This window comes from Vibrio sp. 10N.222.47.A9 (assembly GCF_963872585.1).
Taxonomy (GTDB): domain Bacteria; phylum Pseudomonadota; class Gammaproteobacteria; order Enterobacterales; family Vibrionaceae; genus Vibrio; species Vibrio splendidus.
The window spans coordinates 1-12929 of sequence record NZ_CAWNBB010000050.1 but is presented as its reverse complement, the minus strand read 5'-3'; the positions used below and the strand labels follow the sequence as shown (position 1 = coordinate 12929).

Sequence of the window (12929 nt, the reverse complement as noted above, 5' to 3'; positions counted from 1 at the left end):
ACCTCTACCCATGGCACTTTTAGTCCAAATTGACTTTAGTTAGGACAAAAAATGGAAGACTTGATAGTCGCGTATTTTAGGGCATTGAGCTCATTCTTTAGGTATCTGTTTCAGTCGATATTGATTGAGTTCATTGGTTACGGAGCTGGCTGGATAGTCTGTAAAGTATTCACATTAGGGCGCTTCCCCCCATTGATTCCAACTGAAAAAGAGCGAACCAGAATCTCTTATATCGGAGCTATTAGCATCGTGTTGCTTCTGTTAGCAATTGGTGTGTTCAATAGTTTGTGATTCGGAGTGAGGATATATGAAATTTTACCCTGCGGAACAATACCAAGCGGCTTGCAACGAGCTGTTTATCCGATACGAACGTGACATCAAAAAGCTAATCCCTAATGCGAGAGTTGAGCATGTAGGCGCATCTTCTATTCCTTTTGCCGTGTCTAAGGGCGATCTAGATATTTTCGTAGGTGTTGAACTTGGTGAACTTGAGGGTGTTATAGAGAGACTCACAATAACATCCTCAATGAGAAACTCGATACTTTAAGAACGCCGGAACTGTGTATGTTGGAATCTACATCTTCTGATGATGTGGCCTTGCAAGTGGTCGCCAATGGTTCTGAGTTCGAATGCTTTCTAAGGTTTCGTGACAAGCTACGTGCGAATCCGGAATTAGTTCAGCAATACAACACCCTCAAAATGTCTTGCGAAGGTTGGCCGCAAGAAGAGTACCGTGAAAAGAAGTCTGACTTTATCGAGCATGTGCTGGATCTGAAATAGCAACAGTGCCCCTCACCTCTAATTGTCCAATTAACAAAAGTTTTATTAATACAGTGTGTTAAGTCAAAAAACATTACCTCTGAAGATTGACCCTCCTAAATTTCCTTCAAACTATCTTACCACGGTTTAATAGCTTAAATTTACGCAACTAAGCTCACACATATTGCATAGGGTATTAGTGGAGGTATTGGTTTGTGTTATGTTTCGTATGATTTTATAAAGCGTGACTTATCCATTGAAAGCAAAGTGTTTTCTTTCGGATTAATTTCAAGATTTGTCTATTGGTACATCAACTTGGCGCTATCAAAAATCGATTGCTCTACGCCAATAATCAATACCACCTTAGGAAAGGACATGTCTGAAGTAATAGAAAACACCCCTGCAATTGTACTCGCGTCTCGATGGTCTCGGTTTTGGGCGTTTGTTATCGACGGCCTCATTTATGCAGCTGCTATGATTCCAGTGGTCCTATATACCGATTTGTTCGATCGAGCCGTTTCTAATGGAGTCATAGAGTTACATGAACAAATTATGATGTTTGTTTATGGCTGGGTGATATTCCTCTTGTCTAATGGCTACTTACTGCAAAAGAAGGGACAAACGATCGGTAAAAATGTAATGGAAATTGCGATTGTTGATATGGATGGCAAGCAACTAGGGCTATTCAACATAATGATCAAACGAATTTTACCTATGAACATCTTTGTTTATATTCCTGTTATTGGTCAATATATATCGATTCTTAATTACCTGTTTGTTTTCGGTAAAAACAGACGCTGTTTGCATGACTTAATTGCAGGAACTCAGGTTATTAATGTTTCAGTGCCGAGAAACTTAGATTTCAGTACTATCGAATAGAAATTCGTAATCAAGCACTTACATACTTTAGGAACTCCATGATTCATAAGCTTTTCTCAGCCATTTCTATTTATAGGTATTTACCGAATAATATCTATTATTTAGCACTGGCTAGAATGATTCTGGGAATGGGTAACTTTATCGTTCCATTTTTAGTCTTACTGTTAACCGATAAGTTGGGTTATTCCGCAACAGTCGCAGGTTCCCTTGCCATGGGTGTGACGGGCTCTTACCTTTTAGGGAGCTTTTTAGGTGGGAGATTAGCGGATAGGTTGGGACATAAACGGGTCATGGTGTTTGGCGAGTTTATGTGTGCTGTATTATTGATTATTTGTGGTTTCTTTGCCGATGCTCCGGTAGTCGTACCTGTGTTTTTGTTTTGTGCCTATTTCTTTGGCGGTTTAGCGTTGCCCGCGAGTAATGCTTTAGTTGCGGACCTTTCTACCCCTCAGAATCGTGATGCAGTCATGTCACTGAGTTATCTAGCCTATAACTTTGGTTCAGCTCTTGGTCCTGTTATGGCTGGGTACTTGTTCTGGAATCACACTGACTGGATATTTTTCGGCAACGGGTTTGCGGCTCTTTTTTGTGTTTTTATTGTGGCTGCATTTGTGAAGTTGCAACCTGGAACGGAATCGACCAGCGAGAGTGAACTGGAACAGCCCGTTTCTGGTTCGGTTTGGTCAGTTTTAAAATCAAGGCCACGGCTTTTGTTGTTCACTTTTCTATGTGGATTGCTGTGGTATTCGCTAAATCAAATGACTATGGCGAGTCCATTGTATTTGAGCCATGTGTTTGGAGAGCAAGGCCCAATTATTTTCGGGCAACTCATGACTTACGCTTGTGTTGTAGTGGTGCTGATTACGCCAATCTTAATGAAGTTCACGTCAGGTAAGGCTGAAACCGTAAGCCTTGCTTATGCAGGCTTTATGTTTGCCTTTGGTTATATGCTCGTCATGTTGTTTCCCAACATTCCTGTTCATTTTTTTGCTTGGCTATTTCTATCTGCGGGCGAGGTTCTTCTTTTGACAAAAGAGGGCATATATTTAGCAAACAACTCCCCTTCGAGTCATCGTGGACGCATTCAAGGCGTGCTCATTACCTTGCGAACGGTTTTCGTTATGCCTAGTTTTATCGTGATTGGCTACTTTATCGATGATTATGGGTACACTTTCACTTGGTTTAGTGTGATATTAATTTCAGTTGTTGGTGCCGTTGGTTTTTATCTTATGTCAGCTAAGGGGAAGCAATCTCCAGCGTTAGTCACCGAGTAGTTATTCGATTTACTAGCAGTAGTATCTTTTAGTCACCAAAGGTAGGCTTATGATTACAATTAGAAAAGCGGCTGAGTCTGATGCTCAGGATATTTTCGATATTCGAAGCCGTGCCATTGTCGAGAAGTGCTCGGCTTATTACTCAGAAGAACAGCTGTCAATATGGACTCAGGGTGGAATGTCTGATGGATTCATAAGCGATGTAGCCCAAACTTTTCACGTTTCAGAAGTTGATGACCGAGTGATTGGCAGCGGTAAGATCAACATCGAAACCGGTATGGTTGATGCTATTTTTGTTGACCCTGACTTTGCAGGAAAAGGCGCAGCGAAGCAGATGTTGCAGTTCTTAGAGGAGCTCGCGATTCAACACAACTTGCCATTAATGAAGTTAGAATCGACCCTGAATGCCGCTACGTTTTATCGTTCGTGTGGCTTTATTGGCGATGAACTTTCCACTTATCACTCGCCTAGAGGTATTAGCCTCGATTGCATCCCTATGGAAAAGCCGGTGGTTGCTTAAATAAACAGCGCTAACTCCAATTGTTGGTGCTGTTTTTACTTTCCTCTTACACTCTTTTCAAATATCGAATTTAGTATCAAATTTCTCTTTGTTATACAGGCAAGTCTCTCATTATGAAGAACTTCTTTGATAGCGAACTCATGCTCTCTAGCTCCTTGAATTTCGTTTTGCTATCGCTTGGGCTAACGCTCCTTTTTCATCTTCCGATTTGGTGTGGGTTCAATTTGAGCCGACGAAAGTGGAAGCTCATGGATTATTTATGGCCGTTTTTAGCGGGTATTGGGATGCTGGGTGCGGTGTCTGAGATTCGTGCGAAAGTAGCGGGTGATTGGGTTGAAACAGAACAAACCAGAGCGGTGGCGATTTTAGAATCGGTTCAGCAGTTTTCTTTGGATAAGCTGCGAAGTGATACCTGCACCGGTCAACCATCTTTAGATAATCACGCTCAGCACCATGAAGCGTGTTTGTGGTATCTGAATACGGCGATCACGTTCAAAGATGTCGATTTCACCTTGTTACCCAACGCATCGGATTTTACGGTTCCTGCGCCGAGCGTATCGCTGGTGGAAAGCGATGCCGTGTGGGTGGATGGTATGCTGAGTCAGTATGAGATGCAGAAAAACCAATACATAAAAACCAGAGAAGCGCAGGTGAAGAAGCCACTAGAAAGTATCTTTTGGTATGTGAGTCCTTACTTAGTGTGTTTTGCGATTGCGTTACGTTTGACGAAAGTCACCGCAGAGCTCAAATTAGATAAGTGCGCATAACTTGAGTTCCTATACCCAGATAGAAAAGGTGAAGTAATGAATGTGAGTGAGTTTTCTCAGTTGGTGGGTTTGTCGGCTCATACGCTTCGCTACTATGAAAAAATCGGCTTGTTGAAAAATGTTCAGCGAAACAGTAGCGGCCATCGAGTCTATACATCGAAGGACGTCACCTGGATTGAGTTTGTGAAGCGCTTAAAAGACACCGCAATGCCACTGGATGAGATTCTAGAATACGCAAAGCTAAGGGAGTTAGGGCCAGAATCGGCTTCGCAGCGCCAAGTGTTGCTCGAACAACATCAACAGAATTTGCGAGCTCATATCGAAGAACAACAAAAGCACATGGCAGCATTGGAAGAAAAAATTAGTTTGTATCGAGATGGAAAAGTCCGTTGACTTAGAGTCGACTCTAACTTGTAAGGTGTTCCTGTAAATCATAAAAAGGAACAAACCTATGAATCAATCACGTTTCGACATCGGCTTAGAAAGACTTAATCATATCGACGGAGAAGCAGGGCAACAGGTTATTGAAAGCCTGCAAGACATCTGCCCTGATCTTGCAAAATATACTATCGAGTATCCTTTTGGTGATATCTATTCACGCCCCGGTTTGGATTTGAAATCACGAGAGATCGCGACCGTGGCAGCCCTTACCGCACTCGGCAATTGTGCCCCTCAGCTTAAGGTGCATTTGAATGCGGCACTCAACGTCGGATGCAGCGAGGAAGAGATTAAAGAAGTGATACTGCAGATGTCGGTGTACGCTGGTTTTCCTGCTGCGTTAAATGGCATGTTCGCATTTAAAGAAGTGCTTGCGGAGAGAGGCACTGCTTGAGATAAATAGAAAATATAGTCTGAAAAGGGAGCGTCAACTTTACTAAGTTACGCTCCTTTTTTATTGATTGGCTGAGTTTTAAAGGTCGTAAACCTGAAGGTTCGCGGTTCTTTAAGACGACATAGACAGCGCGAACGACAACAAGATCGGCAAGGTGACCACGCTCAGGAAGTTTCCGAATAACACCATTGACGCGACCTTGGGTGGCTCGACATTGAACCTTTCTGCAAACAGGTAGTTCATCACGGCAGGTGGCAGCATGGTGAACAGCACCATCATTTGTAGGTGCAGCGTTGGCAGTGGGATAAAGAAGTAGATGATGGCGAAGGCGATGGCACCGGTAAACAGCGATTGAGCCGTACACAGCAAGCCAACTTTGAGTCCGCTTAGCTTCAAGTTGACCATTTGCGAACCCAACGACAACAGCATGATAGGCACGGCTGCTTGGCCGAGTAGCGATGTTGCTTCGTAGATTGGATTCCATACTGCAATGCCAGACAGGTTGAATGTCATCGCTAACGCTGCGGCTAAGAATATCGGCATCTTGAGGATCTGTTTGATCGGGTTACCTTCGCTTAGGAGCGCCAAACCTACACTAATATGGACACATGCTGACACCACAAACAGCAGTACTGCAGGAGCTAACGCGCTTTCGCCAAAGGTATACGTGAACAGAGGAATCGCGAGGTTGCCACTGTTGCGGAACATGTGTGGCGGAGCCCAAGCTTTGAAGTTGAGCTTAAAGATCTTACAGATTGGTATCATCAATAAAGCGGGCACCAACACCGCGACCAAAGAAGCGGTGATGAGTGGCAATTGTTCGGTGTCGAGAGGCATGGTGGTCAGCGATGCAAACACCAGCGCAGGAATGCACACATCCATGTTGATGCGATTGATCGGTTTGAAATCGGGCTTGAGCCAACGACCTACCGCAAAGCCAGCACTGGCTAAAGCAAAAACGGGAAACAGAATGCTGACGACCTGTTCGAACATAGAATTCCTTTCTAGATGTAGTGCTTCCATTTAGCTGAGAAACGAATGTTCGAGAGAGACGCTAAAGTGAAGTATGAAATCGGGATGTATAAACATTAACCTATCAATATAATGACTTGGCGTCACCGAAGATCGTTGTCTGTGAGTGGTTAATTTATATTTCTTTGAATGAAGCACAAAAAAGACCAGTGGCATCAGCAACTGGTCTTTAAAGGCTAGATAAATCTGGACGGATTTTTAATTAACGACGGTTGCCGCTATCTAGCGATTGTTACTTGGTTTTAAGCCTAACTAACAAGTTTCTTGTAATCTTTGAAGTTCACATCGTAGGCCTTTTCGCCGTAGATGTAAGTCTCGCTAACGGTTCTGTCGTCACCCAAGCTCATCAATACAAACAACTTCTCTTCAAGCTTGGTGGTTTGTTCCATTCTAAATCGCATCAGTTGTGTAGCGTGTAGATCCAACACCACAAAATCCGCTTCTTTACCGACCTCTAGGTTACCGATCTTGTCTTCTAGATGCAGCGAGCGTGCGCCGCCTAGTGTTGCCAAGAACAGCGACTTAGCTGGGTGCAGCTTCTTATGCTGTAACTGCATAATCTTGTACGCTTCACTCATTGTTTGCAGGATTGAGAAGCTGGTGCCTGCGCCTACATCAGTACCCACGCCGACACGAATACCGTGATCTTCCATCTCTGGTAATCGGAACAAACCCGAGCCTAAGAAAAGGTTAGACGTTGGGCAGAAGGCGATGGCAGATTCAGTATCGGCTAGGCGTTTACATTCACAATCAGAAAGGTGAATACCATGAGCAAATACCGAACGTTTGTGCAGCAGACCATAGTGGTCATACACATCTAGGTAGCTGTCGCGTTCTGGGAACAGCGATTTCACCCACTCGATCTCTTTCTCGTTTTCAGAAAGGTGAGTGTGCATGTACACGTCTGGATATTCTTCTAGCAGTTTGCCTACAGTAGCCAGTTGCTCTGGTGTGCTGGTTGGCGCAAAGCGAGGTGTCACCGCGTAAAGCAAACGGCTACGGTTATGCCATTTTTCAATCAGTTCCTTGGAATCAGCATAGCCAGATTCTGGTGTGTCGGTGAGGTAATCAGGCGCATTGCGATCCATCAATACCTTACCTGCGATCATTCGTAGATTACGCTTCTCAGCTTCTTCAAAGAATACGTTAACCGACTCTTTGTGTACCGTGCCAAACACGAGTGCCGTGGTGGTGCCGTTGCTTGCCAATTCGTCTAGGAATAGCTTCGCTACTTTGTGTGCGTAAACTGGATTTTTGAAGCGCTTTTCTTCTGGGAAGGTGTAGTTCTCTAACCAATCAAGAAGCTGCTCACCGTAAGACGCGATCATCCCTGTTTGAGGGTAGTGGATGTGCGTATCAATAAAGCCAGAGGTGATTAGTTTGTCTTTGTATTCTTTAACTTCGAGTGTTTTAGGTTGGCGAGCTAATACCTCATTGGCATGGCCTAAGTCGACGACATGGCCGTTCTCAACCACTAAAACACCGTCTTCAAAATAGTCGTAAGACTCATCGATACCGACGTCTTTTGGGTCGGCGACGCTGTGTAAAATGCTGGCGCGATAAGCTTTGCGTTGCGTTGTCATGTTTACTTCCTTTTAATGACTTCAGCGACGTTATGGCCACTGAAGCTTTGCGACTTTTATTAGGCGATCTTCTCTTCCAATGGTGGTTCGCCTACGTCGCTTGGTTGACTGTGTTGATCGGTCAAATCCTGATTTCGATATTGTTGGGTTGGGCGCTTTTGTTCAAGTGCTTGGCCTTGATAGTGTGCGATCAGTTCACCCGCAACCGACACCGCAATTTCCGCAGGATGTTTGCCATTCACCGCACTTATACCAATCGGGCAAAGCATGGTTTCAATTTGTTCTTGGCTATAGCCGCGTTGCTCTAAGCGGAAGTCGAACTTCTTGCGCTTAGTGAGCGATCCAATCATGCCAAAGTAACGGCTGTCTTCACGGTCGATAATGGCTTTGGTTAGGTCAAAATCGAGCTGGTGGTTGTGCGTCATCACTAGGTAATAGCTGTTCGGTGGCATGTGTTTCACTTCACCGACTGGATCGTCTGAGACAAGCTTTTTCACACCGTGTGGTAGCGTTTCAGGAAATACTTCTTCACGTTCATCAATCCAGGTCACGCGGAAGGGTAGGGTTGCGACAATGTGCAGCAGCGCTTTGGCAACATGACCTGCGCCAAATAGCACAAGGTGGTTCTGCTGAGTGCCAATCGGCTCAAAGCTTAACGTTGCCATACCGCCACAACATTGGCCTAAGCGAGCGCCTAGGTTGAAGCGTTCCACTTTGAGTGACTTTTCGCTGGCAATCAGCATCTCGCGAGCCATTTTAGTGGCCACATGTTCAAGATGACCACCACCAATCGTAGCGATGATTCGGTCACGAGTGACAAGCATTTTGGTGCCCGCATCGCGTGGAACGGAACCTCTGTCTTCGAGCACCGTCACCATCACACACGGTTCGTAGTTCTCTTCCAGTTTTGCCAGTTCGTGAATCCAATTATCCTTAAACATACGTCCTCCTAAATCCCTTTTATGCTTCCTAAGCTATTTATAGGTGCTCTAAGCTATTTATTGCGCCCTAAGCGGTCTATAGAAACCGAGCCCTAAGCCGTTTCTGATTGAGCATCGACCGAAGTCGGAGCCGTTTCAGTGACTTCCTGAATCGCCATCAGAATACGTTCTGGCGTTGCAGGTGTGTTGAGCTTAGGAATCGCGCCATCGACGGCGACATAGCTAATGGCGTCTTTCAGTGCGCTCCATACTGACATACCCAACATGAAAGGCGGTTCACCCACGGCTTTCGAGTTGAAGACGGTGTCTTCTGGGTTGTTACGGTTTTCTAAAAGGTGCGTTCTGAAATCAATTGGCATATCAGCAATCGCCGGGATCTTGTAACTCGCAGGACCATTGGTCATCAAGCGGCCTTGCTGGTTCCACACCAACTCTTCCGTTGTCAACCAACCGACACCTTGCACAAAACCACCTTCGACTTGGCCGATATCAATCGCAGGGTTCAATGAAGCCCCCACGTCATGCAGAATATCGACACGCAGAATCTTGTTCTCGCCGGTTAGGGTATCGATGATAACTTCTGAGCAAGAGGCACCATACGCGTAGTAGTAGAACGGGCGACCGCGTGCTTTCTCGTGATCGTAATAGATCTTCGGAGTGCGGTAGAAACCAGTGCTCGATAGCGAGATTTGGTTAAACCAAGCCAGTTCAACAAATGAGTTGAAGGTCATGATCTCATCGCGAATCTGCACCATGCCGTTCTTAAACACCACCTCTTCAGGCCACACTTTGAAGTGCGCAGAAGCGAAGTCAATCAGGCGCTGCTTAATGGTCATTGCGGCGTTTTGCGCGGCCTTACCGTTGAGGTCGGTGCCCGATGAGGCTGCGGTTGGTGATGTGTTCGGAACTTTGTCTGTGTTTGTAGCGGTGATCTGGATACGTTCGACATCGACTTGGAACTCCTGTGCAACGATTTGTGCCACTTTGATGTTCAAGCCTTGCCCCATTTCCGTACCACCGTGATTCAAATGAATACTGCCATCGGTGTAGATATGGATGAGCGCACCTGCTTGGTTCAAGAAAGTCGCAGTAAACGAGATACCGAATTTCACGGGTGTGATAGCAAGGCCTTTCTTCAAGATAGGGCTTTGCTTGTTGAACTCGGCAATGTCTTTACGACGTGCGTGATAGTCACTGCTGCGTTCAAGCTGTTCGGTTATCTCAGGTAAAAAGTTGTCTTCAACGGTTTGGTAGTAATGGGTCACGTTACGGCCTTCTTCGCCGTAGTAGTTCGCCTTACGTACTTCCAAAGGATCTTTTTTCAGGTAACGCGCAATCTCGTCCATGATGTGTTCAATGGTCATCATGCCTTGCGGGCCACCAAAGCCACGGTAAGCGGTGTTCGATGCGGTATTGGTTTTGCATCGATGACCAACCACAGTTGCATCACCTAGGTAATAGGCGTTGTCTGAGTGGAACATTGCGCGGTCGACAATAGAGCTTGATAAGTCTGGTGAGTAACCACAGTTACCTGCAACGGTAATGTCGGCACCTTGTATCACACCATTGTCGTCAAAACCGACCGTGTATTGATTGTAGAACGGGTGGCGTTTACCGGTTTGCTGCATGTCTTCATTGCGTAGCAAACGCATTTTGGTTGGTCGTCCGGTGAGGTGAGCAATCACCGCGGCCATACACGCTGGAGAGGCTGCTTGAGTCTCTTTACCACCGAAACCACCACCCATACGACGCATATCAATCACGACTTTGTGCATCGGTACGCCAATTACTTCCGCGACCAGCTTTTGAACTTCGGTCGGGTTTTGAGTCGAGGTGTACACGATCATGCCGCCGTCTTCGGTTGGCATCACGCTACTGATTTGGGTTTCTAGGTAGAAGTGTTCTTGGCCGCCGATCTCTAGGTCACCAGAGATCACGTGTTTCGCTTTTGCCAGTGCGGCTTTCGAGTCACCACGTTGTTGAGTGTGGCTTTCTGTTACGAAGTGTTCTTTCTCTAGCGCTTCTTTTACATCAAGAATCGCAGGCAGTTCTTCATATTCAATGATTGCAGCGTGTGCGGCTTTACGTGCAGTTTCTAAATCGTTAGCTGCCACGGCAATCACAGGTTGACCGTAGTATTCTACTTTGCCATCAGCAAGCAGTGGGTCACCCGGTAGGATGGCGCCGATATCCAGTTCACCCGGTACGTCTTTCGCTTGAATAGCAATTGCCACACCTTCGAATTCGTAACATGGAGATAGGTCTATTTTGGTGATGTTAGCGTGCGCTTGCGTGCTCAGGCGTGCGTATACATGCAGCTGATTTGGGAACTCTAGGCGGTCATCAATGTATACCGCTTCGCCCGTGACTTGCTTGGCTGCACTGTCGTGTTTAACGCTTTTACCTACGCCAGTTTTTAGGTCTTGTTTTGCAATGGTAACCATCTCTTCGTGGGTCATCGCATTGCTCTTGTGAACAGAGGAATTTGATTTAGACATAAGACGTTACCCTTGTTTCGATTTGGTTGTTTTTGTTCTGTTGTTCAATGAAGTAACGACGCAACATATTTGCTGCCGACAATGAACGGTATTCTTGGCTTGCACGGAAATCAGATAGCGGCTCAAAGTCGTTATACAGTTCCTGCATCGCTAACTTAATATTAGCGTCTGTCCACGGTTTGCCTAATAACGTATTTTCACAACGAGTTGCACGCTTAGGCGTTGCTGCCATACCGCCGAAAGCGATACGAGCGTAAGAAACCTTGCCATCTTCAATTTGAATATCAAACGCGCCACACACCGCAGAGATGTCGTCGTCTAAACGTTTCGACACTTTGTAAGCTCGGAAGCTGTCGTTGGTTGGCTTAGGAATGATGATCTGTTCAATGAATTCACTCTCTTTTTGCGCCGTCACTTTGTAGCTGATGAAGTAATCTTCAATCGGCATCGTGCGTGACTCGTCTCCGCAGCGAAGTTTGATTTTCGCGTCGAGAGCAATCAGCAGAGGAGGGGTGTCACCGATAGGCGAGGCATTCGCCACATTACCGCCGATGGTGCCTTGGTTGCGCACTTGCAGTGAAGCAAAGCGATGCAACAGTTCACCAAAATCTGGGTAGTGCTTTTTCAGTAGTGCGTAAGAGTCACTGATAGGCAGGTTGGCACCAATGATTAAATCGGTGTCGGTCTCTTCACATACCTTCATATCTTCAACAAGGTTTACGCTGATCAGCGTTTCAATCTCACGATGGAATTGCGTCACTTCCAGTGCTAAATCCGTGCCGCCAGCAACTAGTTTCGCGTTCGGATGTGCTTGAAACAGCTTGGCCAGCTCATCAGTGCTTTTTGGGGAAAAAGCGGTGAGGTGACCAAGGCGTAAGTTGGCCTCGGTGTCTTGAATACCTTCTAGCTTCTTGATGGTGTTGCGTTCAAGTTCAGCAAATTGGTCGATCAAAGGTTGGTCTGTTGAAAGCGACATCGCAGCATCAACAATTGGTCGGTAGCCTGTACAGCGACATAGGTTACCCGCCAGTGATTCCATGACGTCTTCTTTGCTCGCATCGGGTTTGTTCTTGCCTAGTGCAAACATCGACATGATGAAGCCCGGCGTGCAGTAACCACATTGTGAACCGTGAAAATCAACTACTGCCTTCTGCACTGGGTGCAATGAGCGATCTCGATTTTGCAGATCTTCTACTGTGATCAGTTGCTTGCCATGCAGCGCTGAAACGAACGTCAGGCAAGAGTTCACCGAGCGGTATTGCAGTTGTCCATCAATCACTTCACCGAGAACTACCGTACATGCACCACAGTCACCCGACCCACAACCTTCTTTGGTACCGGTTTTATTAACCTTGGTACGAAGGTAGTTGAGCACTGTCATATTTGGCGACAGATTATCTTCACGTCTTATTTCCTGATTGAGCAAAAAAGTAATCAAGAGACCTCCTTGTAAATCGACATATTTCCATGTGTATTCTTTTTGACTTCTAGGTCAATAATTATCCATCCTGACCCTGTGGTCAACTATTTATTTACAAAAATGCAACAAATAGTCTTTTGTGGGGATTGTGTACAATTTTATTTTAACTTTAGTTGCTTGTTTTATAAGGGGTTGAATTAAAAGTGAACAGTTTTATGGTGTGAATGAATTGATAGCTATGTATACAAGATAAAGGAGGGGCTTATGGCACTGTTGGAAGTGATTCTGTAGAGGCTAAGATCGTTGTTGAGGGCAAAATAGACAGTATTTTTAGATGGATGTGAGTCGATCGTCGTATTTGTTTTTAGAGGAGAGGGCACAAAAAAGAGAAGTAAACACTAAGGCTTATACCAATTCCATTAAT

At 45.5% G+C, this 12929-nt stretch carries 12 protein-coding genes and 1 pseudogene; 8 read left to right on the top strand and 5 right to left on the bottom strand.

Annotation, left to right across the window (positions count from 1 at the left end; all coding sequences use genetic code 11):
* Positions 1–51 precede the first annotated feature (51 nt).
* The 8 genes and pseudogenes from AACT19_RS15860 (at position 52) to AACT19_RS15825 (ending at position 5031) form a co-directional block, all read left to right on the top strand.
* Entirely contained in the window at positions 52–291 is a 240-nt protein-coding gene (locus AACT19_RS15860) for a hypothetical protein (RefSeq protein WP_017086627.1), read from the top strand.
* Positions 292–307: 16 nt separating this feature from the next.
* A pseudogene (locus tag AACT19_RS15855) lies at positions 308–780 on the top strand (GrpB family protein).
* Between the two features lie 354 nt (positions 781–1134).
* Complete coding sequence (locus AACT19_RS15850; RefSeq protein WP_076647258.1) at positions 1135–1638, top strand: RDD family protein; 504 nt, start codon at positions 1135–1137, stop codon at positions 1636–1638.
* 38 nt (positions 1639–1676) lie between these two features.
* Positions 1677–2912, top strand: a complete 1236-nt coding sequence (locus tag AACT19_RS15845) for an MFS transporter (protein WP_076647255.1) — start codon at positions 1677–1679, stop codon at positions 2910–2912.
* A gap of 49 nt (positions 2913–2961) precedes the next feature.
* Positions 2962–3432 carry a GNAT family N-acetyltransferase gene (locus AACT19_RS15840; protein WP_076647252.1) on the top strand — a complete coding sequence of 157 codons (471 nt, stop codon included), beginning with the start codon at positions 2962–2964 and terminating at the stop codon, positions 3430–3432.
* Positions 3433–3680: 248 nt separating this feature from the next.
* On the top strand, positions 3681–4199 hold the full coding sequence (locus tag AACT19_RS15835) for a hypothetical protein (protein WP_076647250.1): 519 nt from the start codon (positions 3681–3683) through the stop codon (positions 4197–4199).
* Positions 4200–4235: 36 nt separating this feature from the next.
* Complete coding sequence (locus tag AACT19_RS15830; protein WP_076647247.1) at positions 4236–4592, top strand: MerR family transcriptional regulator; 357 nt, start codon at positions 4236–4238, stop codon at positions 4590–4592.
* 58 nt (positions 4593–4650) lie between these two features.
* The gene (locus tag AACT19_RS15825; RefSeq protein WP_017083073.1) at positions 4651–5031 is read left to right on the top strand and encodes a carboxymuconolactone decarboxylase family protein; all 381 of its coding nucleotides are present in this window, start codon (positions 4651–4653) and stop codon (positions 5029–5031) included.
* 111 nt (positions 5032–5142) lie between these two features.
* On the opposite strand, the gene AACT19_RS15820 is transcribed toward AACT19_RS15825, so the two are convergent.
* From AACT19_RS15820 to xdhA, 5 genes are all read right to left on the bottom strand, one after another.
* Entirely contained in the window at positions 5143–6024 is an 882-nt protein-coding gene (locus AACT19_RS15820; protein WP_076647244.1) for an AEC family transporter, read from the bottom strand.
* 287 nt (positions 6025–6311) lie between these two features.
* Positions 6312–7646 (bottom strand): guanine deaminase, encoded by a 1335-nt coding sequence (gene guaD, locus AACT19_RS15815; RefSeq protein WP_076647241.1) that lies wholly within the window; start codon positions 7644–7646, stop codon positions 6312–6314.
* A 59-nt stretch (positions 7647–7705) separates the two neighbouring features.
* Entirely contained in the window at positions 7706–8587 is an 882-nt protein-coding gene (gene xdhC / locus AACT19_RS15810; protein ID WP_076647238.1) for a xanthine dehydrogenase accessory protein XdhC, read from the bottom strand.
* 92 nt (positions 8588–8679) lie between these two features.
* Entirely contained in the window at positions 8680–11085 is a 2406-nt protein-coding gene (gene xdhB, locus AACT19_RS15805; RefSeq protein WP_076647235.1) for a xanthine dehydrogenase molybdopterin binding subunit, read from the bottom strand.
* Positions 11078–12523, bottom strand: coding sequence for a xanthine dehydrogenase small subunit (gene xdhA / locus AACT19_RS15800; protein WP_076647232.1), 1446 nt, complete (start codon positions 12521–12523; stop codon positions 11078–11080). The genes xdhB and xdhA overlap by 8 nt, the downstream gene beginning before the upstream one ends.
* Positions 12524–12929 lie beyond the last annotated feature (406 nt).

What these genes read in the sequence shown, in the direction of transcription:
- AACT19_RS15860 (WP_017086627.1), top strand. Translation starts at nt 52, where the DNA reads ATGGAAGACTTGATAGTCGCGTATTTTAGGGCATTGAGCTCATTCTTT.
- AACT19_RS15850 (WP_076647258.1), top strand. Translation starts at nt 1,135, where the DNA reads ATGTCTGAAGTAATAGAAAACACCCCTGCAATTGTACTCGCGTCTCGA.
- AACT19_RS15845 (WP_076647255.1), top strand. Translation starts at nt 1,677, where the DNA reads ATGATTCATAAGCTTTTCTCAGCCATTTCTATTTATAGGTATTTACCG.
- AACT19_RS15840 (WP_076647252.1), top strand. Translation starts at nt 2,962, where the DNA reads ATGATTACAATTAGAAAAGCGGCTGAGTCTGATGCTCAGGATATTTTC.
- AACT19_RS15835 (WP_076647250.1), top strand. Translation starts at nt 3,681, where the DNA reads ATGGATTATTTATGGCCGTTTTTAGCGGGTATTGGGATGCTGGGTGCG.
- AACT19_RS15830 (WP_076647247.1), top strand. Translation starts at nt 4,236, where the DNA reads ATGAATGTGAGTGAGTTTTCTCAGTTGGTGGGTTTGTCGGCTCATACG.
- AACT19_RS15825 (WP_017083073.1), top strand. Translation starts at nt 4,651, where the DNA reads ATGAATCAATCACGTTTCGACATCGGCTTAGAAAGACTTAATCATATC.
- AACT19_RS15820 (WP_076647244.1), bottom strand. Translation starts at nt 6,024, where the DNA reads ATGTTCGAACAGGTCGTCAGCATTCTGTTTCCCGTTTTTGCTTTAGCC.
- guaD (WP_076647241.1), bottom strand. Translation starts at nt 7,646, where the DNA reads ATGACAACGCAACGCAAAGCTTATCGCGCCAGCATTTTACACAGCGTC.
- xdhC (WP_076647238.1), bottom strand. Translation starts at nt 8,587, where the DNA reads ATGTTTAAGGATAATTGGATTCACGAACTGGCAAAACTGGAAGAGAAC.
- xdhB (WP_076647235.1), bottom strand. Translation starts at nt 11,085, where the DNA reads ATGTCTAAATCAAATTCCTCTGTTCACAAGAGCAATGCGATGACCCAC.